The organism is Brevibacillus sp. NPDC003359, assembly GCF_042878995.1.
GTDB lineage: Bacteria > Bacillota > Bacilli > Brevibacillales > Brevibacillaceae > Brevibacillus.
The window spans coordinates 55,895-78,636 of the sequence record NZ_JBIAOR010000002.1; the positions used below are offsets into that span (position 1 = coordinate 55,895).

General features: G+C 48.2%; 21 protein-coding genes and 1 riboswitch. Of the genes, 3 read left to right on the forward strand and 18 right to left on the reverse strand.

What is annotated here, in order from left to right:
* Positions 1-34: 34 nt before the first annotated feature.
* The 4 genes from grpE to lepA all read right to left on the reverse strand — a co-directional run bounded on the left by grpE (position 35) and on the right by lepA (position 5,024).
* Positions 35-577 carry a nucleotide exchange factor GrpE gene (gene grpE / locus ACFYU8_RS09805; RefSeq protein WP_390297556.1) on the reverse strand — a complete coding sequence of 181 codons (543 nt, stop codon included), beginning with the start codon at positions 575-577 and terminating at the stop codon, positions 35-37.
* Between the two features lie 59 nt (positions 578-636).
* A complete protein-coding gene (gene hrcA, locus ACFYU8_RS09810; protein ID WP_390297559.1) occupies positions 637-1,662 on the reverse strand; it encodes a heat-inducible transcriptional repressor HrcA in 1,026 nt (341 codons plus the stop codon).
* Between the two features lie 153 nt (positions 1,663-1,815).
* A complete protein-coding gene (gene hemW, locus ACFYU8_RS09815; RefSeq protein ID WP_390297562.1) occupies positions 1,816-2,958 on the reverse strand; it encodes a radical SAM family heme chaperone HemW in 1,143 nt (380 codons plus the stop codon).
* A gap of 248 nt (positions 2,959-3,206) precedes the next feature.
* The gene (lepA, locus tag ACFYU8_RS09820; protein WP_390297565.1) at positions 3,207-5,024 is read right to left on the reverse strand and encodes a translation elongation factor 4; all 1,818 of its coding nucleotides are present in this window, start codon (positions 5,022-5,024) and stop codon (positions 3,207-3,209) included.
* Positions 5,025-5,214: 190 nt separating this feature from the next.
* On the opposite strand from lepA, the gene ACFYU8_RS09825 reads away from it, so the two are divergent.
* Together ACFYU8_RS09825 and ACFYU8_RS09830 are read left to right on the forward strand one after the other, a co-directional pair.
* The gene (locus tag ACFYU8_RS09825) at positions 5,215-5,475 is read left to right on the forward strand and encodes an HIT family protein (protein WP_390297568.1); all 261 of its coding nucleotides are present in this window, start codon (positions 5,215-5,217) and stop codon (positions 5,473-5,475) included.
* Positions 5,476-5,536: 61 nt separating this feature from the next.
* The gene (locus ACFYU8_RS09830; RefSeq protein ID WP_390297571.1) at positions 5,537-6,415 is read left to right on the forward strand and encodes a GNAT family N-acetyltransferase; all 879 of its coding nucleotides are present in this window, start codon (positions 5,537-5,539) and stop codon (positions 6,413-6,415) included.
* A gap of 54 nt (positions 6,416-6,469) precedes the next feature.
* Here the strand turns inward: ACFYU8_RS09830 and ACFYU8_RS09835 are convergent, their stop codons facing one another.
* The 11 genes from ACFYU8_RS09835 to ACFYU8_RS09885 form a co-directional block, all read right to left on the reverse strand.
* The gene (locus ACFYU8_RS09835) at positions 6,470-7,453 is read right to left on the reverse strand and encodes a hypothetical protein (protein ID WP_390297574.1); all 984 of its coding nucleotides are present in this window, start codon (positions 7,451-7,453) and stop codon (positions 6,470-6,472) included.
* Complete coding sequence (locus tag ACFYU8_RS09840) at positions 7,423-7,971, reverse strand: sigma-70 family RNA polymerase sigma factor (protein ID WP_390297577.1); 549 nt, start codon at positions 7,969-7,971, stop codon at positions 7,423-7,425. The genes ACFYU8_RS09835 and ACFYU8_RS09840 overlap by 31 nt, the downstream gene beginning before the upstream one ends.
* 57 nt (positions 7,972-8,028) lie before the next feature.
* Positions 8,029-9,042 carry a methyltransferase domain-containing protein gene (locus tag ACFYU8_RS09845; RefSeq protein ID WP_390297580.1) on the reverse strand — a complete coding sequence of 338 codons (1,014 nt, stop codon included), beginning with the start codon at positions 9,040-9,042 and terminating at the stop codon, positions 8,029-8,031.
* 6 nt (positions 9,043-9,048) lie between these two features.
* Positions 9,049-11,214, reverse strand: coding sequence for a CocE/NonD family hydrolase (locus ACFYU8_RS09850; RefSeq protein ID WP_390297583.1), 2,166 nt, complete (start codon positions 11,212-11,214; stop codon positions 9,049-9,051).
* Between the two features lie 24 nt (positions 11,215-11,238).
* Positions 11,239-12,282: a dipeptidase gene (locus ACFYU8_RS09855; protein WP_390297586.1), complete on the reverse strand. Its 1,044-nt coding sequence runs from the start codon at positions 12,280-12,282 to the stop codon at positions 11,239-11,241.
* Positions 12,283-12,305: 23 nt separating this feature from the next.
* Complete coding sequence (locus ACFYU8_RS09860) at positions 12,306-12,956, reverse strand: helix-turn-helix transcriptional regulator (RefSeq protein ID WP_390297589.1); 651 nt, start codon at positions 12,954-12,956, stop codon at positions 12,306-12,308.
* 1 nt (position 12,957) lies between these two features.
* A complete protein-coding gene (locus ACFYU8_RS09865) occupies positions 12,958-13,425 on the reverse strand; it encodes a RidA family protein (RefSeq protein ID WP_390297591.1) in 468 nt (155 codons plus the stop codon).
* A gap of 185 nt (positions 13,426-13,610) precedes the next feature.
* Positions 13,611-14,423 (reverse strand): heme ABC transporter ATP-binding protein, encoded by an 813-nt coding sequence (locus ACFYU8_RS09870; protein ID WP_390297594.1) that lies wholly within the window; start codon positions 14,421-14,423, stop codon positions 13,611-13,613.
* Positions 14,420-15,478, reverse strand: coding sequence for a FecCD family ABC transporter permease (locus tag ACFYU8_RS09875; RefSeq protein WP_390297597.1), 1,059 nt, complete (start codon positions 15,476-15,478; stop codon positions 14,420-14,422). Before ACFYU8_RS09875 ends, ACFYU8_RS09870 begins: the two co-directional genes overlap by 4 nt.
* 24 nt (positions 15,479-15,502) lie before the next feature.
* On the reverse strand, positions 15,503-16,516 hold the full coding sequence (locus ACFYU8_RS09880) for an ABC transporter substrate-binding protein (protein WP_390297600.1): 1,014 nt from the start codon (positions 16,514-16,516) through the stop codon (positions 15,503-15,505).
* A 179-nt stretch (positions 16,517-16,695) separates the two neighbouring features.
* A riboswitch (cobalamin riboswitch) is annotated at positions 16,696-16,895 on the reverse strand.
* A gap of 16 nt (positions 16,896-16,911) precedes the next feature.
* Positions 16,912-18,003 carry a M24 family metallopeptidase gene (locus ACFYU8_RS09885; RefSeq protein ID WP_390297603.1) on the reverse strand — a complete coding sequence of 364 codons (1,092 nt, stop codon included), beginning with the start codon at positions 18,001-18,003 and terminating at the stop codon, positions 16,912-16,914.
* A 124-nt stretch (positions 18,004-18,127) separates the two neighbouring features.
* On the opposite strand from ACFYU8_RS09885, the gene ACFYU8_RS09890 reads away from it, so the two are divergent.
* Positions 18,128-18,898 carry an alpha/beta fold hydrolase gene (locus ACFYU8_RS09890; protein ID WP_390297606.1) on the forward strand — a complete coding sequence of 257 codons (771 nt, stop codon included), beginning with the start codon at positions 18,128-18,130 and terminating at the stop codon, positions 18,896-18,898.
* A 56-nt stretch (positions 18,899-18,954) separates the two neighbouring features.
* Here the strand turns inward: ACFYU8_RS09890 and ACFYU8_RS09895 are convergent, their stop codons facing one another.
* The 3 genes from ACFYU8_RS09895 to ACFYU8_RS09905 form a co-directional block, all read right to left on the reverse strand.
* Positions 18,955-19,860, reverse strand: a complete 906-nt coding sequence (locus ACFYU8_RS09895) for an ABC transporter permease (protein ID WP_390297609.1) — start codon at positions 19,858-19,860, stop codon at positions 18,955-18,957.
* Positions 19,861-19,876: 16 nt separating this feature from the next.
* Positions 19,877-20,887 carry an ABC transporter permease gene (locus ACFYU8_RS09900; RefSeq protein ID WP_390297612.1) on the reverse strand — a complete coding sequence of 337 codons (1,011 nt, stop codon included), beginning with the start codon at positions 20,885-20,887 and terminating at the stop codon, positions 19,877-19,879.
* A 92-nt stretch (positions 20,888-20,979) separates the two neighbouring features.
* Positions 20,980-22,635 (reverse strand): ABC transporter substrate-binding protein, encoded by a 1,656-nt coding sequence (locus ACFYU8_RS09905; protein ID WP_390297615.1) that lies wholly within the window; start codon positions 22,633-22,635, stop codon positions 20,980-20,982.
* Positions 22,636-22,742 lie beyond the last annotated feature (107 nt).

Here is a 22,742-nt window from a genome sequence, read left to right on the forward strand (position 1 = left end):
ACTATACGTCTAGTGATTTTTAGTACTTTGGATTTTACTCGTTTACTTGAACCATCGCCGGACGAACGACGCGGTCTTTGAACATATATCCTTTTTGCAGCTCGTTTACAACGACACCTGAATCAAACTCAGGGTCTTGTGTCTGCATTACCGCCTGATGAATGTGCGGATCAAATGGTTTTCCTTTTGCCTCAATCGCGGTCAAGCCTTCTTTATCGAAAACTTGAACCATCTGACGATATACCATGTTTACACCCTCCAAGAGGGAATCTACTGTCATGGAATCTTTGTCAGCAGCAAGTGCTCGCTCGAAATTATCGAGAACGGGCAGAAGTTCTTCCACGATTTTTTGGGAAGCGTATTTAGCCAGGTCTTCCTGCTCTTTGCGAACACGGCGGCGGAGGTTATCCATATCAGCCATGGCGCGCAGCATGCGGTTTTGATGTTCCTCAGCCTGAGCCTTCCAGTGAGCAGCCTCTTGCTCCCCGTTCATTTCGGTTGCTTCCGCTTGGTCTGCATCCTGTGTTACTTGTTCTTCTTCGAGAGTCGGGTCTTGCGTTACTTTTTCCTCGCTCAACGTCACTACCTCCTGACGGCCTTTCCCAGTCAAAAAGACTGTTTAGCCTTTCACTCCATTTATTTCTCAAACTGCGAAGTCAGCATGCGCGATAAGCCTTCCGCCAAATGATTAAGCACGGTAATAACCTTGCCGTATTCCATTCGCGTCGGGCCAAGTATCCCCACCATTCCTACTGGCTTGCCTCCAAGCGAATAAGAAGTGGTAATAATACTGCATTGCTTGATCGCGTCTAGCTGGTTTTCCTGTCCGATGCGTACCGTTAGACCATCACCCTGCATGCCGATCATATTCAGTAATTGATCGTGCTGCTCCAATAGCTCCAGAATATCCTTGACTTTATCAACGTCTCGGAATTCTGGCTGGTTCAAGATCTTGGTCGCACCGCGTAAGTATACTCGTTCTTCTTCTTGCGTCAGCGAGTTGTTGAGAAGCTGAAGAATTTCTTCATATTGCTCTGTATGACGTTGCATTTCACCGGAAATCTCTTGATAAAGCCGTTGCCGAAGCTGCCATAGTGGCACATCGGTCAGCTTTGCATTCAACAGATTGACGAGTCTCTCGATTTCCCCGGCACCAATGCCTTCTGGTAGATCGATCAGCTTGTTCTCCACTCGACCAGTATGCGTCACCACAATCGCCACAGCCTGTTTTTCATTAAGAGGAACGATTTGAATATGTTTTAACCGATGCTCAAAAATCTCTGGACCCAAGACAATCGCCGTGTAGTTTGTCAGTTGAGAGAGAATCTGGGCAGTGTACTCTACCACTTGTTCAGAATGGAGAATACGCTCGGCAAACAACTGCTTTAGTTTACCCAATTCAGCTTCCTCCAAAAGATGAGGCTGAATCAAGTTATCGACGTAGAAGCGGTATCCTTTTGTAGAAGGCACACGTCCCGCCGATGTGTGGGGCTGTTCTAAATATCCCAGCTCCTCCAAGTCAGACATCTCGTTGCGTATCGTTGCCGAAGAGAATCCGATGTCCTCCCGTTTGGAAATAGTTCTGGAGCCAACAGGTTCGGCAGAATGAATGTAATTATCGACAATCGCGTTTAAAATCATTTGTTGACGGTCTGATAACATGGATGTCGCTCGCCTCCTGTTGGATTGTTAGCACTCATGCTTATCGAGTGCTAAATCTATATACTAAGGTATCAATAGTAGAAGGATTTGTCAACGAGCTTGCACTAGTTCCTGAGACAAAAAATCTCATATTTCGCCAGTTCTCCTTCGTTATTAGCGGAGAAAACGTGCAAATACCTCATTTCCGAGCGGAAGCCCTTGCTTCGTCAGCTTCAAAAACCCGTCCTGTTCTACCAGCATTCCTTTGGAACTCTCTTCTTCTATTATTGTCCCAAAAACATCATGAACAGTTGCGCCAAAGCGGGATGCAAACGCCGAAAGGTCAACCCCTTCTCTCAATCGCAGCCCCAAAATCATCTGTTCCTCCATGGCATCCTCACGCGGTACCTCGAATTGTTCTACACGCGGCAGCCCTTCCTTGCACTTCTGCATGTAAATCGCAAGTGGTCCAGCATTCACATGTCGATGGCCGCATACATAGCCGTGGGCACCTGCACCCAACCCATAGTATTCACGATTGAGCCAATAGGTTTTATTGTGTTTGCTCTCGAAGCCCGGTTTTGCAAAATTGCTGATTTCATACTGCTTGTATCCGTGACGCTCCATCTCTTCTATTAGTACCATGTACATCTCAAGCTCTGTCTCTTCAGAAGGAAGTGGCAGCTGATCCTTTTGGTAGAGCGTGTGGAACAGCGTGTTCTCCTCCACCTTGAGACTGTATGCGGAGAAATGTGTGGTACCGAGCCCAAACGCCTTGTCCAACGTCTGGCGGAAAATATCCAGCGTCTGATCCGGCAACCCAAACATCAGATCGATACTAAAGTTGTCAAAGCCTACTTTTTTCGCATTATCGATGCTGCGGTACACGGCTTCCTGGTCGTGAATGCGTCCCAATCGTTTTAAGAGAGCATCGTCAAAGGACTGCACACCAAAGCTCAGACGATTGACGCCGAGCTCACGCATGATGCGCAGCTTTTCCATGTCTGTCGTTCCCGGATTCGCTTCCATCGAAAATTCAATATCAGTTGCCCAGTACTTGCCCAATTGCTTTTGTACTATTTCCAAAAACGCGCGCATTTGGGCGTGATCGAGGAACGTAGGCGTCCCTCCGCCGACAAAGATCGTTTTCACCTGCTCGATTGGTTGCTGACTGAAGGTGAGCTCCATTTCACTTTTCAACGCATCTAAATAATCCCAGATGAGCTGCGGATTGTTCGTCACAAATGAGTTAAAGTCACAGTAGTAGCATTTATTCGTACAAAAGGGAATGTGAATGTAAACCGATTGTGGCATCATGTCCCTTTCCCTCCTAAATTAAAATGAAAAGTCAAAAAGTCGGCTTTTCAGCACCGAGAAAGTGGCGAGAACCTGATGAAGGAGGAGCGGAGTGTAGAGAACCTACATGAGCACCGGACTTCGAAGGTGAACGCCAATTTCGACGCAGAATAAACTTTCATTCCTACTTCGTGATCAAAAGCCGATTTTTTGGCAACCTCTTTATTTGACAACCTCTTTAATGGAAAAGACCTGACACAAGGTCAGGCCTACTTCTTTTCATCCATGCGCAATACAGCCATAAATGCTTCTTGCGGTACCTCTACGGAACCCACAGACTTCATGCGCTTCTTACCTTCTTTTTGCTTTTCGAGCAGTTTGCGCTTACGTGAGATGTCCCCGCCGTAACATTTGGCAAGAACGTTTTTACGCAAGGCACTGATCGTTTCACGAGCTACAACCTTCTGTCCGATGGTCGCTTGAATCGGCACCTCGAATTGCTGACGCGGAATCAATTCCTTCAACTTTTCGCAAATGACCTTACCGCGAGCATAGGCCGTATCTTTGTGTACGATAAATGACAGAGCATCCACCACTTCGCTGTTGAGGAGAATATCCATTTTCACCAGCTTGGAAGCCTTGTAGCCAGCCAGTTCGTAGTCAAAGGACGCATATCCTTTTGTTCCCGACTTCAGCATGTCAAAGAAATCATAGACGATCTCGGACAACGGCATGTCGTACTTCAATTGCACGCGATTCTCGCCCAAGTACTGCATGTCAAGAAACTCACCGCGCTTGCCTTGGCACAGCTGCATAACGTCGCCGACGTATTCTTTTGGCACCATGACCGTCGCGGTAACGTAAGGCTCCTCGACCATTTCGATCTTTTGCGCTTCCGGCATTTTGGACGGGTTGTCAATTTCGAAAACCTCTCCGTTCGTTCTGGTAATCCGGTAAATAACGCTTGGCGCAGTAGTAATCAAGCTAATATTGAATTCCCGTTCGATCCGCTCCTGGATGATCTCCATGTGCAGAAGTCCCAAGAACCCGCAACGGAAACCAAAGCCGAGTGCTTGAGATGTCTCCGGTTCAAACTGCAAAGACGCATCGTTGAGCTGGAGCTTTTCCAACGCATCACGCAAATCGTTGTACTCGTTTGTTTCGATTGGGTACAGACCACAGAAAACCATCGGGTTGATCTTACGGTAGCCAGGCAGCGGTTCAGTAGCAGGGCGACTCGCATCTGTAATGGTATCCCCCACACTCGTGTCTCCCACCGTTTTAATGGAAGCAGCTACGTAACCTACGTCTCCAACCGTCAATTCTTCTACTTGTGTTTGGCGTGGCATAGAGGTACCGATTTCTGTTACCTCAAACGACTTGCCCGTCGCCATCATTTTGATTTTCATACCCTTTTTCAAGGTTCCATTGATGACACGGATAGAAGCAATAACACCACGATACGCATCAAAATAGGAGTCGAAAATCAGTGCTTGCAGTGGTGCATCAGGATCACCCTCTGGAGCCGGTACTTTTTGTACAACCGCTTCCAGTACTTCCTTAATCCCAATACCCGCTTTGGCAGATGTCAGAACCGCTTCGCTGGCATCCAGACCGATAACGTCCTCAACCTCTTGCTTCACGCGCTCAGGCTCTGCGCTCGGCAAGTCGATTTTGTTAATAACCGGAATGATCTCCAGGTCGCTGTCCAACGCCAAATAGACGTTCGCCAATGTCTGGGCTTCGATTCCTTGTGCGGCATCCACCACGAGAATAGCCCCTTCACAGGCAGCCAAACTGCGGGATACCTCATAAGTAAAATCGACGTGTCCAGGGGTGTCGATCAGGTGGAGAACGTATTCTTCACCGTCATCTGCTTTATAGTTCAAACGCACGGCATTCAGCTTAATCGTAATCCCGCGCTCTTTTTCCAGCTCCATCGTGTCAAGAAACTGGGCTTCCATCTCACGTGCAGTCAAAGCACCGGTCAGCTCCAAAATACGGTCTGCCAGCGTCGACTTTCCATGGTCAATGTGGGCGATGATGGAAAAATTTCGTATCCTTTTTTGTCTTTCACGACGATCCATGTGTTGTTCGTTCCCTCCCACGCGAATCCATTCAAACGTTCAGATTGCGCCTCGCAAAAAATACACTAACAGTAATTATAACAAACCGATGATATAAAGAGCAACCAAAGAGAATCAGGCGTTTGCCTCCTTTTTCTCGTATCCAAACTTTTCCTGTGCTAAAGTGGTAAATAGATGGAGGTGGATAGGCATGAAGCCACAGCAAGTCGATTGTTTGGGATGTCGCTTGGCCCACGGAATCGAAGCTGCTCATATCGTCTATGAAAACGAATGGGTGGCGTGTATCTTGGATATCGATCCTTTTTCAGAAGGGCATGCGCTCATCCTCCCGAAGCAGCATCTGGTAGAGTGGACTGACTTGGATGAACAAACGATGCCATCCCACGATTTCATCATGATGGCTTCGCATGGAGTGAACCGTTGGATGAGCATGGAGCCGAAACGCGACTAGCAACTACTCGTATAAAAATGACGGAAGCATTGAACGACCAACATAAAGAAAGAAACGGAGAATGATCAAAGTGAATAGCATTGACTCCTGCTTACAATCCTTAACGATATCGGATATTCCCGGACTCATTGCCTTGTCTGATTCCGTAGGCTGGGATTACAACGAATCAGAAATTCGCACAATTCTGTCTATCGGAACCGTATTCGGTCACAAAGACGCGAGTGGCACCTTACTATCCAGTGCGGCTATCATTCCGTACGAGGACAAGCTTACCAGCATCGGTATGGTGATCGTCCATCCCTCGTCACAAGGCAAAGGGTATGGCCGCGAGCTCATGAAGGCGTGCATGGCGTCTGTTTCTGCCGATACAACGATCATGCTCATTGCAACCCCAGAAGGAGAGCCCTTGTACAAAAACCTCGGATTCCAGACAGTGGATCGTATCCGAAAATTTATAGCTGAACGTTTTGTACTTGAAGCACCCCTGCAAAACGAAGCCAATGACGAGTTCGAAATTGTCCCACTGGAGATAGACGATTTCTCAAGCGTGATTGAATTGGACAAAGCAGCATTAGGCAGCAGACGCTCTCATTTTCTCGACGCACGCATGAGACAAGCTACTACCTGTTTGGTAGCCAAAAATCGATCAGGCAAGATCATCGGGTATGGCTTCGCCGTTCAAGGCCCGGTCAACCTAATCGCGGGGCCAATCGTCGCAGAAAATGCAGTCATGGCTGAACACATCCTGTACAAGCTGACACAAAATCATACCGGACATGTCCGGATAGACGTACCGGATGAGCAAGCAGCATTTCACGCAAATTTGGAGCAAAACGGCTTCACACAGGTTTCCCATCCCCCAGTGATGGTTGCGAATGCGGATAGCCTACCACGCCGTGCTGGGACGTACTGGGCGATAGGCGCTCAAATATACGGATAGACATGAAAAGCTAAAAACGGACCTTCTATTAGGAAAAGGTCCGTTTTGTCATTCTTACTTTGTTTTTGATCGATTGTTGATTTGCTCTTGCACTTTAGGTGGAAACAACTTTTGCAGGCTACTCTGGTAGTTGCTGCCGTCCTCGGGCATTTTAAAGTCTGTTACCCGATAATCATTCCCATTGTAGACGATTTGAAAGGCCATTGGTGCACTGAGCGCGGAAGAATTGCTACCCGTTATTTTCACCCAAGCGTATACCGTCCGCTTTGCAGCATCTGGTGCTTCCACTCCGAGGAGCTCGACGTTTATCTCGCGGTGTTTTCCCAGCCACCCCAGCTGATCGCTTTCCATCTCCAAATACTGCTGAATGATAGGGCCGACCAGTTGACGGTTCGCAGGTGATATCCCCTTTTTCACCTCTACAAAAACTTGTCCGAGATGTTTGCCTCCTGATCGTACTTCCAGCTTCCATTTTCCCGGTTCAGGTAACACGATCCCTGATGGAAAATGGCCATCTGCATCGTATAACGGGTCCATCACCTTGTAGCTACCCAATGCCAGACGAGTCCCATCCGTGTTGTAAGCAGCGATCTCTACTTCTGGTGCGTAGCCCCCATTCAACAGCCAAATCACCCGCTGCGTCTGCCCTTCGTAGAAACCGTCTTGATCTGTCATGATGCGGACGGGTTTCTCTCCCAAATAAGAAAAGGACTGATTGTCGTAAGTAGATGACAAAGAAGGCGACAGCTTCCACAAATCCGCTTCGACAATTTGGCCCCCTGGCAATAAGGATGGTACTTGTGTCTCTTGCTCTGCAGATCGCCTCTCCTCCTGGGTGGGGAGGCCAAGCCACAATAGCAAGCCCATTATCAGCACAACGCCCGGCAAGGATAGTTTCTTCCAGCCAGTCATCCACCCTGTTCTTGGTCTCACCCTTTGCCGCACTCGCTCTTCCATCGAAGCTGTGAATTGTACATCACGAAGAATGGTCTGATCTGCCCGTTCCTTTAAGTCCGTGAGCCATCGGTTTTCGTCCATTCCCAGTCCCTCCCCTCTCCCATACTCTGCCGAAGCTGCTGTCTCGCCCTATGCAACCGGGTTCTGACTGTTCCTTCCGTTACTCCAAGCACATCCGCCACCTCAACTATGGATAAATCCGCATAGTAATGAAGGGCAATCACTTGGCGATAGAGCGGAGAAAGCAGCAACACTTCTGCTACGAGCTGGTCCCTCTCGGCTTGATCGAGCACAAGACTTTCCGTAGAAAGCTCCCCATCCTGTCTAATCCACGAACGGGGAAGGATATGGCGGAACGACCAAGAACGTAAATAACCCTTACACTCATTGACCGCGATTCGATACAACCAGGTGTGCACACTGCTCTCCTGCCGAAAGCGAGGAAGATTCCGATACACCTTGACGAATACATCCTGGGTAATATCCTCTGCCAAGCTGCGATCTTTTACCAGAAAAGTGACGAGTCGAAGCACGCGGGTCCCATAATCCCTCATGATTTGTTCAAAAGCAGCATCTGTCGTTGGCTGCAATTTTTCCAAGGGCGCGACCTCCTTCACTCGCATTCATACTGGTTAGATGCAGCAGCAGACATTTTGTTACAAAGTGGAGGAAGAAATTTTTTTCGCCAAAATTGTCCAACGTGTAGCTTCACCCGGTGTCCCGACAGGTTCAGCGAATGGATACCCCCCATGTTGCCAACGATCCATATCGTAGCCTTCGTCCGCTTGACTCGGCTCGAAGTCTTGCGTGTGGAATACATTCTCTTTGCTATAGGTGACGCGAAAGCCTGATCCTTCCAATAAAAGCGCAAGCTCTGTAGGCAAAAGCAATGCCATCTCGCGCTCTACGCGATACCTTGGCTGTTCGATCTGCTCAAGAAAAGTCTCATAAGTAAGCGTGTAGCGGAACTTTTGCTCCAAGAGCGAGGTTTCCCCCTCCACCTTTTGGTATACCATACGGTCCGGGAAAACGAATTTGCGTTGCATCGTTGTCCATTGACTTTTTACTGGGGGTAAGAGTAAGTCAATTGCCAATGTTCCGTCCTCGGTTATGTAATCGTGGATAACCGAAAGCAATTGACGTTGCTTGTCTCGACAGGTGGCCTGCTGAAAAATCCCTTCTGGGAGAAGCACATGCGTAAATTGCCGATTGTGCTCCATCTCCCACATATTTTGTTCTACAAGCTCCAGCAGTTCTTCTTTCCCTTTTAACATGCGCCGTTTCTTTTTGGCGGCCATCTCCAGCATATCCGAGCTCCAATCTATACCGCAGACGGACAAGCCATTCCGAGCAAGCTCAATGGCAATTCTCCCTGTTCCAACACCCAGCTCCAGCACGGAGACTGGGGCTTGCTCCGCTTCCTGAAGCAGCCAGTTTCGATAAAAAGCGATGCTAGCCTTTCCGGCAAACTGATCGTAATACGTAGCTTCCACGTTCGTGTACTTGGTTTCAGGAAGCGGCAAGTGCCGTCCTTCCTCGTCCATCCCACAATCGGTACACACAGAACCTGCTAAATGAGGAAAAGGCACCCCGGGCGGGACGCCATTTTTCGTATCACCTAGCCACTCGTCGTAGCGGAACTTGCATATTCTGCAACTGTAAACAGTCATAGTACTTTAGATACCTCCTGAAGGTTGTTTGCTTCCCCCAGAACGCAAGAGAGGGAGCTTGATATGGCTCGGATACTGGCTGTCATGGTAGACACGTTGCACGGCGATTACCGTCTCGGTTTCCGTTGCCAGATCGTTTCCTGTATTCGGATTTGGGAACGAGAAGTTCTCGGCGCCGGAAGTAACGGAGACGCGAATGCGGTGACCTTTTCGGAAGACATTGGCGATCTTGGTCATGCGAATCTCATAGCATTCGATTTGTCCGGGAACAAGTAGCTCAGGCTCTTCGAATGAGTGGCGGTAGCGTGCGCAGATAATCCCGTCCGATAGGCGAATCGAATTGCCTTCCTCATCTACATCACACAGTCGGACCAGCCAATCTGTATCTCGCGCTGAGCTGGATGCATAGATAACAGCAGAGATTTCTCCCGCGATGACGACTTCCTCATCCAATGGCTCCGATGTGTAGACAAGCACATCTGCCCTTTCTTCCACATCACGATAGTTTTCCGGAACGCTGTTTTCGTTCTCCGACAAATCTAGTAGATACGGTGCCGCATCCAGCGGATCATAGCTGTAAGTATCCACCGCCTGTTCATCCGGGATAGACAGGGTAAGCGTTCCATCCCCAGCGCTTGTATTGGCTTTTCCTCCACTGCTTAAATACAAATTCGTCAGCGTCGTCTCTGCTGGCGGCCAAGTCTGCGAAGTCTTCCACTCGTTTTCTCCCACCATGTAGTACTCGACACGCGCCTCCTGATCAACGCCATTTTCCACTCCTTTTAAATAGCGATCAAACCAGCGGAGCTGTGTCACATCCAGATCGTAGCGGATGGCGTTGTTTCCAAATGGCACATGATGGATTTCTCGGGTCGTATTCGCCTTGTGATACCACGGCCCCAAGATGAGCCTGGCGTGCTCTGGCACATTTCGGGAGACAACCTCCCACGATTCGCTCGTCCCCATCCCGTTGTCGTCATACCAGCCTGATACGAGGGTAGCTGGCACCTTTACCTGATCGGCATGCCGTTTCCAGTCTGACATGGCCCAGAACTCGTCTCCGTCCGGATGTTCCATCCATTTTGTCCAAAACGGGATTTCTTTCCCCAGTACTTTTTGCGGAATTTCCTTGATCGGGCGCATCTTGATGACCTCACTCCAGTCATCCCGGGAGAGAGCCGCAACATTCCGACGCTTTTCTGCCATCATGAAAATCCATGACAAACCGCCTAAAATCGTTCCCCCTTTGCGAGGAATATCCACATACGGCGTCCCTACTGTCACGTAGCTGAAAATCGCCTTCAGATGCGGATTTCCGCTTGCGGCCGCAGCCCATTGCACATACCCCACATACGATCCGCCGAGCATCCCGATGTTGCCATCCGACCACTCCTGACTCGCGATCCAGTTGAGACTGTCGTCTCCATCATTGCGTTCGTGAATGAGTGGAATCCACTCTCCCTCAGAATCTTCACGTCCGCGTGTATCCTGCACAACCAGCGCATATCCGCGAGCTACAAAAGGCAATCGGCGAAAAATGGCATCCATTCGTCCATAGGGAGTGCGCATGAAAATAGTTGGAACTCGCTGACCCTCCGCCAAACCCGCAGGCAACCAAACTTCGGTCGCCAAGCGAACACCATCTCTCATCTCTACATCATGCCTACCTAAATGATGTACGCCGTAGTTTACTTCGGACAGCAAAGGATCTTCCCACATCGTGAGCGGAGTCAAATCCTCCCACCCTGTTTTAGCCAATACGACGCTATCGCCACGACCTGTCAGCACAAACGCGATGACTTCGTTCTCACAAATGATTAAATCAATTGGCTGTGTTGCTTCCCGTACCGCCCAGATCCACGCTTGTTTTTGCCCTGTGGGACCTGCTCCTTCGATGGATAGATGGCGTTGATAATGTCCTCCGCATTCCGGAAACACGACTTGTTCGCTCTCCCAGTCGATCTGCTCCCAGTCCGGCAGCTTTAGTGCCAGGTTGAGGAGCGGCAATTCGTAGACTGCTTCCCCTTCAACCAGCTGTACAAATGGACCGTCAGCGGCTCTGCCCGTATCCCAACCTGTGCTCTGATGCCAAACTTCCCCATCCACAAAGCGTATATCGGCTACCTTGATACCAGATTGATAATAGCCAAATGAAGATTTTGTCTGTGCCATCCTTCATTCCTCCTGTTATCTGATCTACTTCCACACTTCCTGATACACTCTGAGGAAATTGCCACCCAGGATTCCTTCGATTTCTCCATCCGTGTACCCGCGCTTCATCAGCTCATGCGTAATGTCTGGTAGAGACGAATGGCCTTTTACTACGTCAAATGGCATCTCTTTGGTTTTGGCAATCTTGTCCAAGGGCAAATATTTCGTCAAATCATCGCAAAGGTCCAGGCCTATCCCGATGTGCCTTGCTCCAACAAGCTTTTTCATATAGTCAACGTGGTCAATCAGTCTCACAAGCGTTGCGTCAGCGCTATTTGTCGCCGCGAACATGCTAAACGCATTCAGCCCGACAAGCCCGTCCTTTTCCGCAATCGCTTTGATCTGCTCATCTGTCAGATTCCGCATCGTCGGCACGACTGTTCGACTGTTGGAGTGTGAAGCGATCACTGGCTTTTCTGCGATTTCCATCACGTCCCAGAACCCTTCGTCGTTCAAATGGCTCACATCGATGACAATGCCCAGCTTTTCCGCTTCCTCGATGAGACGCACACCGAAATCGGTGATGCCTCCTTTTTTCCCTTCACGTACTGGTGCAAAGAAGCTACCATCCCCAACGAAGTTGCGCCGACTCCAAACCAGACCCATCATCCGAACACCCAGCTCATAAAAGACACGCAAGAGACTCAAGTCGTTATGCAGCGGCTCAGCCCCTTCCAAGGACAGGATAAACGATACTTTTTGCTCCGTTCTTGCCCGCCGCAAATCATCCAGATTTTTGGCGATGACAATGTGCTCGGGAGACTCTGCCGCCTCCGCATGCATAGCGCTGATCTGATTGAGCGCCTTGCGCAGACTCATCTCCGGTACAAAAGCGTCCTCGACGAACACTGCCGCCACGATGGAATGCACGCCACCCTTCTGGAACCGCGGCAAATACTCCGTCTCGATCATTTTGGTTCGACCGTATCCACGCTGAATTTCCACATCCATTAACAGATCAAAATGCCCATCCAGAACGTGAACACCGTCATGAAATTTGCGCGCCTGTTCTCTCGTTACTTCTGCCATGTGGGTCATCTCCCATTTTTGGTCTATGAATTTTTCTTATCGAGATAGTTGTAAACTGTGAATTTGGATATATCCAGCAAATCCGCGACGTATTGCACGGCTCCTTTGATCAAAAAGAGACCCATTTCATCCAACTGGTGGATAAATTGAATCTTCTCTTCTTTTTGCATCAGGGCGATCGGTTTGCCTGTACGTTTCAGGCAGTCATCAATCATTTGCTCCATTAAATTCCCGACAGTCGGAGCGAAGTTCTCTTCCGCTTTTTCTGCCTCACGCTTTTCTTGGATCACCATCATCGATTCGATGAATGACTGCGCCATTGCGAGATGAGTCATATCAAGATTGATGCACAGGCTGCCAATGACTTCCCCATTCTCATCCTTAATATAGATGGAGCTCGATTTGATCTGTTTGCCTTTGATGGTGTCGTTGCGGTAGTTGAGGTCAAAAGCTTCTTCGCTGACCTTCGCCGTGCGTAAAGCCTGTAGTGCCAGATTCGTTACCGGTGAGCCGATTTGTCTGCCACTGACATGGCCGTTAGAAATGGCAATGATCGATGAAGAAATATCGCCGGTTAGATCATGCAAAACCACTTCACAATGCTCACCAAATGTCCGTGCCAGTCCCTCTACTACCGGAATGTAGCTTGCTAAAATCGGATGTAAGTTTTTCATTTTACCCCTCGTTCACTTCCACAATCATCTCGATTTCGATCGGGTTGTTAAACGGAAGAACAGATGTCCCAGCAGCCGCTCTCGCATGCTTGCCCGCTTCACCAAAAATTTCGATGATGAAATCAGAAGCTCCATTGATCACCCGTGGTTGTTCGTAGAAATCAGGGGCGCTGCTGACGAGTGCGAACAGTTTGACAATCCGTGTGATTCGATCCAAATTACCAATCTCACTTTTCAAAATCGCTAGCAGATTAAGAACCGTGACCTTTGCAGCCTCATAGCCCTGTTCGATCGTCACATCCGCTCCCAGCCTGCCCAGATACATCGGACTTCCATTTACGTAGCACCCCGCACCAGATGTATAAATGACAGAGCCAGTCTGTACACATGACACATAATTCGCCATGGTTGGAGGAACTGGCGGCAACTCATACCCCAACTCTTTTAAACGTTGCTCCACTTTGGACATAAAGCCATCACCTCGTCATAAATTTCATTCCTTTCTTTCACCATACTATTCCGCAAAATCTTCTTCAACAATTTTTTGTATGATAAAAAAATTATTTGAAATCAATTTACCTTCCCTCTTAACAAAAAAGGACGCCAACTAGGCATCCCCTTTATGAAAATCAAAGAAACTCAGCATTGCCCCTATCAGTTGGTCCCATTCATTACCTTCTGGATAGATGGCTTCACACGGATCGCTTCCGAGTAGAAATACACATGTTTTTTGCCTGTAATCGGATGGGTCGTCACCTCTGTCTCAACGCCGAAAACATCCCGAATCAGATTGGGTGTCAAGACTTCTTCTGGGGTCCCTGACGTAACGATTTCCCCTTCACCGATCACGTACAGACGATCACAGTACATCGCAGCAATATTGAGATCATGCAACGAGGAGAGGACCGTAATTCCCAGCGTTTTGATCAGATCCATCACCTGCAACTGGTATCGAACATCCAAATGATTCGTCGGTTCATCAAGGACTAGAAACTGGGCTTGCTGCACCAATGCTCTGGCAATCAGTACTCGCTGCTTCTCCCCGCCCGATAAGCTAAAAAAGCTGCGATCGGCGTATGTATGCATCCCTACCCGTTGTAGTGCTTCTTCACAAATTCGAAAGTCTTCTGCGTTATCCGACTGAAATAGCTGTTTATGCGGAGCACGTCCCATATTCACAATTTCAGTTACCGTAAAATCGAATTCAACAGAAGACTCCTGTCGTACTGCTGCCATTCGCTGAGCGTTTTGACGCGAGGTTAGCTTGTATACATCGTCGCCATCGAGCGAGATCCATCCCGAACGCGGCTTCAGTACGCGATAGATGCTTTTTAGCAATGTGGACTTCCCACTGCCATTCGGCCCGATCAGCCCCACAAACTCACCGGAGCGCACCTCCAGACTAACGTTGTGCAGGATTTCCTTTTTTTCCAGCTCGACCGATATATTCTCAACCAGTAAATTCATCGTCCGCTACCTCCAAAGGAATAAGAACTCCGCAACATCAGCCAGATAAAGAAAGGCCCTCCACACAGCGCTGTCAAAATACCAATCGGCAGCTCTTCCGGTGCAAATGCGAGCCTGGCGACTACATCAACCCAGATGAGAAATATCGCGCCAAACAAAGCGCTGACAGGCAGAACACGTCGGTGATCTGAACCGACCATCACCCGGACGATATGGGGCATCATTAATCCGACAAAACCGATTGATCCCGCGATAGAAACGATTACGCCCGTCAGCAAGGCCGTGATCACCAGGAGAAACTTGCGGAACTGCACCGTATTAACCCCCAATGTCCCTGCTGATTCCTCGCCCATCAGCATCGCATTAAGCGAACGATACTGAGCCATTAATACAATCAGACAAATAACCACAATCAACGAAGGAATGGTCAGATACTCCCATTTACCGCCAGCCAGACTGCCACTTAACCAGAACAGGACGGTACCAATCCCGTGTTCATTCGGCGCCGAAAAAACAAGGAGACTGGTGAGCGCCGACAAGATCGCAGATATCGCAATTCCAGCCATAAGCAGGCGTACTGTTGAATTTTGCCCACCGATACGGGATAGCGTAAAAATGAGAATAATCGACACAAGCGAGCCTGTAAAAGCACCAAAGGATAGCGCGTACTGCCCGTACATACTAAATGCACCGAATATAATGACCGAGGTAGCTCCAACCGAAGCACCTGAAGATACACCTAACACGTACGGGTCAGCCAGGGAGTTGCGTACCAAGGACTGGATCGCTACTCCCACGACAGATAGACCTGCACCAACAATCGCTCCCAAGAGCACACGCGGAAAGCGGATATCCCAAATGATAGTCTGCTCCCCTTTGGACCAGTCTACCTCAATCCATTCGGTGAACATCGGGATTTTCGACAAAGCAATTTTCCATACTGTGGTCGGTCTGATCTCAACCGAGCCCAATGTAATTGCAAACGTAATCGAGAGAAAGAGCCCGATCAGTAAAGTAATGATGATATAGGGTAATTTAATCTGCTGCAGTGCCATTCCCTCCCTTTAAAGGGGCGTACTTTATTTGAAGCTATCCGGATAGAGACCTTCCGCCAAAATTTTCAGCGCAATCGGTGCTCGAACGCCCTCAGAAGCAGCAGACAATGGCAATACGATCAGGTGTTGATTTTTAATAGCCGGTATATCTGCCAATTCCTTTTTGTTCAAAAGAAAACTGCGTTTTTGATCAACTGTTCTGTCACCGTAGTCTACGATAATAATGACGTCTGGATTGCGACTCAATACTTCTTCCCAGCTAACTTCTGCCCAACCCTTTTGAATGTCGTCAAAAATATTTTTGCCACCCGCTGTTTTGATTAAGGACGTCATGTAATTGTTTGCTGCTGTAAATGGTTTATCTTCCCCATTGTCGTACACGAACACCTTGAGCGGCTTGTCCACTTTACCTATTTTACTAATGGTTTGATCCATTTCACTCTTCATTTTGTTGATCAAATCATTGGCTTTGTCTTCCACACGGAAAATGCGTCCAATGTTCGTAATGTCCGCAAATACATCGTCAATTGTCGGGCCAGGCATCGTAGATGACGCTTGCAGATACGATTTGATGCCGACCTTTTCCAAATCCTGCATCGATCCTACGCCCTTTTCACCGAATCCGCTTTTCCATCCAGCGTACACGAAGTCTGGGTTCGCTGCCATCAACACTTCTTTGGTTGGATACTTGTCAGACAGTACCGGAACCTTATCGTAATCTGCTTTCAACTCCGGAAGAATTTTATCGTCTAGGTAAGCGGTTCCGACCATTTTATCAGCGAGGCCCAATGCCAGCATAATTTCGGTGACGTGTTGGTTCAATGTCACTGCACGCTCAGGTGCTGTTGGATAAGTCATATCGATGCCATTATTGACGAGCGTTACAGGATTACTCTCTGCTGTTGGTGCAGCTGTTTGTTCTGTTTTGACTGGAGCCTGTGTTGTCGTAGTGGAGCCGCATGCCGAAACCAAAAGCATAGCAGCTGTCATGATGCCGAAACCTAGTCCTTTCATTACTATGTTTTTTCTGTTTGTCATAAACATCTGTAATCCCCTTTTCTGTATGTAATGATGACGTGATCCCAAATGCTCCCACAAAAAAAGCACCCCCCCATACTCAATCGGGAGGTGCACGACAAACATAGACACAGCTATGTGCAGGCACAAGGGCGCCCTTTCATAGACTGCTTCCACATCTGCCCCATCCTCGTGGGTCGATTGTATATGATCGCATGGCAGGTCTCCTGGCTTACGGATCAACACCCCCAGCTACCTTCCCATTTTTTGTCTCGCAAAAAACAGTGGCTATTCGCTAGGCGCTCCTCGTTACAGTGGCGGGACCGCGCCGGTTTCTCACCGGACTTCCCTTTTAAGCTGATGGCATATGCCATCTAGCACCATTCGATACTTATTCAATTGTTGCGATTCATCCATCAGTTGATAGAAGTCAGTTTTTTCGGGAACTGCGTCAAGATTTCAACGCCCGTTTCTGTAACCAATACATCGTCTTCAATCCGTACGCCGCCAATACCTGGCAGATAGATTCCCGGCTCGATCGTAAAGACCATCCCTGGACGAAGCACTTCTTGGTTCTGGCTGTGAACAGATGGATATTCATGGACATCCATGCCAAGTCCATGCCCAAGACGGTGCATGAAGTATTCACCGTAACCTTTTGCAGTAATGACATCGCGAGCGGTTTTATCCAAATGCGCAAAAGTCACACCTGGACGAATCTCAGCAATTGCCGCTTCATTGGCAGCCAATACCGTCTCGTAAATTTCTTGAAGCTGGGCACTAATCTCGCCTACAGCAAAGGTACGAGTAATATCGGATACATATCCGTTCGCTGCTACTCCGATATCAAACAAAAGCAAGTCGCCTTCTTGAACCTGGCGCGTTCCTGGTTTTCCGTGTGGCAGTGCCGACTTCTCCCCTGCCAATACCATGGACGTAAAGGATGGACCTTCCGCACCCAAGCGCTTCATCTGGAATTCCAGCTCAGCTACGATCTCTGTCTCGGTCATGCCTGTCTTAACTTTTTTCAACGTCTCCCGCAAGGAATCCTCGACCAATTGAACGGCGTGCTTCAAACGATCTACTTCATCTGCAGATTTAATCAAACGCATTTCACGCAGCGGCTCTTCTACATCCACATAGCTCGACGCCAGAACAACTTGTCCAAGTGCTTCATAGCGCTCGACAGTCATATGACTTTTTTCAATGCCGAGCTTCGTCAAGTTGGCTGGCAACACTTGCTTGAGGATTTCATACGGGTTTTGGATATCGGTATGTGTATGGATATCTTGAACGAACGAAGCCTCTGCTGCTGCCTCACGATCAAGAGCAGGTACAATTAAGGAAGGTTTTCCCTCAGCAGGAATAACGAGACCCATAAAACGTTCATGCGGGTCTGTAAAAAATCCGGTCAAATAGTATACGTGCTTGGGAGAGGTAATCAACACCGCGTTCAGCTCTTGCTCTGTCAAAAACGTGTGGAGCTTCGAAATGCGCTCTTGAAACAACTTCTTCACCCTGCTTTCACGAATTATTCTATTGCGAGAATACCACTTCCCCACAAAAAAAAGAAGAGTTCAGTTGAAAAATCTACCTCGAATCGGACAACCTAAGGTTGGGGTGAATCAGAAAATGGAACAAATACTCGTCCATCAGGATGGCAAGCAGTTTGCTTTCCACATATCGGGAAAAGGCACACCGTTATTGTGTATCCATGCGCCATGTATAGGCTCTGTCAATTTTGTTTATCAGCAAACTCTCGCGGATACGTATCAGCTCATTGTCCCTGATTTGCCCGGACATGGCGACAGTTCCCCAATGGAGAAGCCCTATTCCATTGGAGAACTAGCAGAACAGCTCCATAAGCTGATCCCGTCACTCGGCATTGAGCGTCCCTTTATTTTGGGGTACTCCCAAGGCGCCTCTATCGCTCTTGAATATTGTCTTCGTTATTCGGATCATGTACAAGGCGGCATACTGGTGAGCGGTTATTCTGAAGTGAATGATCTGTATTTACATGGACGATTGTGGATGGGGCAGGCATTGTCGATGCTTCACGGAGTCCCTCTTCTTGCCCGTTCGATTAGTTCCTCACATGTCGATGACCCAGAAATGCGGGCGAAATGGACGCTGCATGCTTCCAAAACAGATCCCGCCAGCCTGAAATACCTATACGCTGCCGGACATCGTTATCAATGTACGGAGCGTCTGGGCAACATCCAGCTTCCGATTTTACTTGCCTATGGCGAACAAGATCAACGGATGCACCATTATGCGCAGATGCTTACCATGAAATTGCCAAAAGTAAAACTCGAGATGATCCCTAACGTGAAGCATCAAGTCATCACGAAAGCTGCTCCTACTTTCAATCAGTTGTGCCGCACCTTCATGGAAGAAGGATAACTAATAAAAGACAGAAGGACGGTACCTCTAGCCCCTTCTGTCTTTTTTCAATTTGACTAGCTCTTCATCCGCGGGTCGAGTGCATCGCGCAAGCCGTCCCCGATTAAGTTAAACCCGAGAACTGTCAGCATGATGGAGAGCCCTGGAAAAATAACGGTCCATGGTGCTTTCTGAATGTACTGACGTGAATCAGCGAGCATTTTTCCCCATTCCGGTTCTGGCGCTTGTGCTCCCAGTCCGAGAAAGCCCAGTGCTGCTGCTTCAATAATCGCTGTTGCGATCCCCATCGTCCCGGTCACAATGATTGGTGCGAGGCTGTTCGGCAAAATATGCTGCATGATAATCCGGGAATTTTTCATCCCGATTGCCCGTGCGGCCATTACGAATTCTTCTTCCTTCAAGCTCAATACGCGTGCGCGTACCAAGCGTCCAAATGTCGGAATGTTAATGATGGCAATCGCAATCAAGGCGTTTTGCAAGGAAGGCCCCAAGATGGCAACAACGGCAATCGCCAGAAGAATGCTTGGAAAGGCAAGCATAATATCAAAGATACGCGAAATGATCGTATCGATCCACCTGCCATAGTATCCTGCCATAAGACCGAGCAAGGTCCCTGCGAGAACGGAGCCAATGACAGAGAACGTTCCTACCCACAAGGAGATTTGTGCCCCATATATCACACGACTGAACACATCGCGACCATTGTAATCTGTCCCAAACCAATGCTCTTCGGAAGGTGGCTTGTTTTTCATCACGAGCTGGCCTTCGTCGTACGGATACGGGGCAATCCATGGTGCTAAAACCGCCACAGCAATGAAAAACAAAATAATCCCGAAGCCCACCAATGCCAGCTTGTTTTTGCGTAGCGCCCTCCATGCATCCTTCCAAGGAGAGACTACTTCTTCTTGCTTCACTTTTAAAGGTACTACCTGATCTCGTGGTTGTAATTGTGGTTGTGCCATGTCTCTTCGTCCCTCCTTAGCGATATTTGATGCGCGGATCGATATAGGCGTACAGAAGGTCGACTAAGAGATTGATCAGGACGAAAATCGTCGCGATCACAAGAATACCGGACTGGATAACCGGATAGTCACGGTTTCCAATGGCGGTCACAATATAACGACCGACACCTGGCCATCCGAAGATTGTCTCTGTCAAAACTGCTCCACCCAATAGCAACCCTGTTTGCAATCCAATTACCGTCAAGACAGGGATCATCGCATTTTTCAGCGCATGCTTGTACACGACCCAAAACTGTGCCAACCCTTTTGCACGAGCGGTTCTAACATAGTCGGCACGCATGACTTCCAGCATGCTCGAACGAGTAATGCGTGCAATGATCGCCATCGGGATCGTACCTAACGCAATTCCTGGCAGGATCAAATGCTTGATGACTTCCCATAGCTGATCCCAACGACCAGCGATCATCGTGTCCAGTATATTAAAGTGCGTAATGGCCTCTACGGGATTACGCGAATTGTCGCGACCAACTGATGGCAGCCATTTCAGTTCTTGGGCAAACACCCATTGCTCCATCAAACCTAGCCAAAAAATTGGCATGGATACACCAACCAATGCGATCAACATCGCACAGTAGTCAAACCAGGAGTTTTGCTTCCACGCAGAAAGAATCCCTGCATTTACACCGATAAACACCGCAATCAGCATACTCACAATTGTAAGTTCAGTCGTCGCCGCCAAATATGGCATGATTTCATCTGAAATTGGCGCATTCGTTTGCAATGATTCTCCAAGATTCCCGCTCAAAATATTTTTCATGTAATCGAAATACTGTATGTACCACGGATTATTCAAACCTAATGCCTCTCGTATGTCTGCAATCGCTTGTGGTGTCGCCTTTTCTCCCAAAATCGTTAAAGCCGGATCACCAGGGATGGCACGAATAATGGAAAAAACGATGATTGACATGCCCACTAAGACAGGAATGAGCATTAAAATTCTTCGAACGCTGTAAGCTAGCAATGCCATCTCCTCGCCTTCCTGCATAAAATAAACGCTAAATAATGAAAGGAGGGTAAGAAGAGGTATGCACTCCTCTTACCCTTTTGCTATCAATCAGCTTACTTGAAGTCTACCTTTTCCAAACTTTCAGTTCCTTTTGGATGCGGGTTGTAGTCTACGATATTCGCTTTTCCTGCCAATGCTGGCGTAGAGTGTGCCAGTGGTACCATTGGCACGTCTTTGAAGATGATCTCTTGTACTTGTTTGTACAGTTTTTCACGCTCAGCTTGGTCTGGAGTGGACTGTGCTTTCATCATCAATTGATGTGCTTCTTCGTTTGCCCATCGTGTATAGTTGTTGCTGCCGATGTTGTTTTTGTCGAGCAACACAGCCAGGAAGTTGTCAGGGTCGCCGTTGTCACCTGTCCAACCAAGCATGAACATTTCTTGCTCACCCAAGCGAGTTTTTTCCAAATACGTTGCCCATTCCATTGTCACGATCTCAGCATCAATCCCGATTTTCTTCAGATCTTGCTGGATTGCCTCTGCAATCTTCACACCTTCAGGCATGTATGGACGCGGTACTGGCATTGCCCAGAACTTGATTTTGAAACCGTTTGGATGTCCTGCTTCTGCAAGCAATTGTTTTGCTTTATCGAGGTTGAACTCACGATCTTTAATGTCGTTGTTATGTCCCCACATGGTCTTTGGCATTGGGTTAACTGCCGGTTCTCCAACGCCATCGAAGAAGGCCGTTACGATTTCAGGTTTGTTAATTGCATAAGCAATTGCTTCACGAACTTTTGGATTGTCGAGTGGCTTCTTCTCTACGTTAAAGCCAATGTAACCAATGTTATTAGTAGGACGGAGGAATAGTTGCAGCTCTTTGTTGTCTTTTACTGCTGGGATATCATCTGTGTTCAGACCATCCATCAAGTCGATCTCACCAGACGCCAAAGCAGTTAGACGGGCCGTGTTTTCCGGAATGACCTTGAACACGAGTTTATCCAGCTTTGGATATCCTTTGCTCCAGTAATCAGGGTTTTTCTCGAGTGTGATCGTGTCGTTGCGCTTCCACTCTACAAATTTGAAAGGTCCTGTACCGATTGGGTGCTCATTGAATTTTTTAACATCCTTTTTCAATGCTTCAGGAGAACCAATCGCGAAAGGAGACATCGCAAGGTTAGCAAGGAATGGAGCCAATGGACGAGTCAAGGTGAATTTTACAGTGGTTGGATCGACCGCTTCCACAGATTTGATGACGTGATTCGCGTCACCCTTGTAACCACCGAATTGGCTGATGTAATACTCGAAGCCCTCTGGTGAATGTTGTGGATGACTCTTGTCGCTCCAGCGTTCAAAGTTGTATTTGACCGCCTCTGCATTGAAATCAGTTCCATCGTGGAATTTCACGCCTGATCTTAGTGTAAGGGTATAAACGAGACCATCAGGAGATACTTCCCACTTTTCAGCCAATGATGGAGCCAGCTCCGTTGAGCCATCTGCGAAGCCAATCAAAGTATCCATGACGTTCTCAGTTACTTTGAATGTTTCACCATCTGTTTGGGTGATTGGGTCAAGCCCCTTTGTGTCTGCACCGCGACCGACGATTAACTGCTTCGGTCCAGTTTTTGCAGGCTCAGCTGCAGGTGCCGGAGTTTCTGTCTTTGGCTGTTCTGCCGGCGCTTGTGTCGTTGACGTGCTAGAGCATCCAGCAATCAGCATAGCCAGCGCCACTAGGCTGGTCATGGTTGCGGAGAGAACTCTCTTCTTCATGAAAACGTCCCCCTTTTTCTAAATAATGGTCGCATGTTACTTTTTGGTAAATGGTCGATACAATACCTCCTGCTTTGCATCCCCCCTTTACAAGACTTCCTATTCGG

Coding starts and splice junctions, on each gene's coding strand:
- hrcA (WP_390297559.1), bottom strand. CDS start 1,662: ATGTTATCAGACCGTCAACAAATGATTTTAAACGCGATTGTCGATAAT.
- hemW (WP_390297562.1), bottom strand. CDS start 2,958: ATGATGCCACAATCGGTTTACATTCACATTCCCTTTTGTACGAATAAA.
- lepA (WP_390297565.1), bottom strand. CDS start 5,024: ATGGATCGTCGTGAAAGACAAAAAAGGATACGAAATTTTTCCATCATC.
- ACFYU8_RS09825 (WP_390297568.1), top strand. CDS start 5,215: ATGAAGCCACAGCAAGTCGATTGTTTGGGATGTCGCTTGGCCCACGGA.
- ACFYU8_RS09830 (WP_390297571.1), top strand. CDS start 5,537: ATGATCAAAGTGAATAGCATTGACTCCTGCTTACAATCCTTAACGATA.
- ACFYU8_RS09835 (WP_390297574.1), bottom strand. CDS start 7,453: ATGGACGAAAACCGATGGCTCACGGACTTAAAGGAACGGGCAGATCAG.
- ACFYU8_RS09845 (WP_390297580.1), bottom strand. CDS start 9,042: ATGACTGTTTACAGTTGCAGAATATGCAAGTTCCGCTACGACGAGTGG.
- ACFYU8_RS09850 (WP_390297583.1), bottom strand. CDS start 11,214: ATGGCACAGACAAAATCTTCATTTGGCTATTATCAATCTGGTATCAAG.
- ACFYU8_RS09855 (WP_390297586.1), bottom strand. CDS start 12,282: ATGGCAGAAGTAACGAGAGAACAGGCGCGCAAATTTCATGACGGTGTT.
- ACFYU8_RS09860 (WP_390297589.1), bottom strand. CDS start 12,956: ATGAAAAACTTACATCCGATTTTAGCAAGCTACATTCCGGTAGTAGAG.
- ACFYU8_RS09865 (WP_390297591.1), bottom strand. CDS start 13,425: ATGTCCAAAGTGGAGCAACGTTTAAAAGAGTTGGGGTATGAGTTGCCG.
- ACFYU8_RS09870 (WP_390297594.1), bottom strand. CDS start 14,423: ATGAATTTACTGGTTGAGAATATATCGGTCGAGCTGGAAAAAAAGGAA.
- ACFYU8_RS09875 (WP_390297597.1), bottom strand. CDS start 15,478: ATGGCACTGCAGCAGATTAAATTACCCTATATCATCATTACTTTACTG.
- ACFYU8_RS09880 (WP_390297600.1), bottom strand. CDS start 16,516: ATGACAAACAGAAAAAACATAGTAATGAAAGGACTAGGTTTCGGCATC.
- ACFYU8_RS09890 (WP_390297606.1), top strand. CDS start 18,128: ATGGAACAAATACTCGTCCATCAGGATGGCAAGCAGTTTGCTTTCCAC.
- ACFYU8_RS09895 (WP_390297609.1), bottom strand. CDS start 19,860: ATGGCACAACCACAATTACAACCACGAGATCAGGTAGTACCTTTAAAA.
- ACFYU8_RS09900 (WP_390297612.1), bottom strand. CDS start 20,887: ATGGCATTGCTAGCTTACAGCGTTCGAAGAATTTTAATGCTCATTCCT.
- ACFYU8_RS09905 (WP_390297615.1), bottom strand. CDS start 22,635: ATGAAGAAGAGAGTTCTCTCCGCAACCATGACCAGCCTAGTGGCGCTG.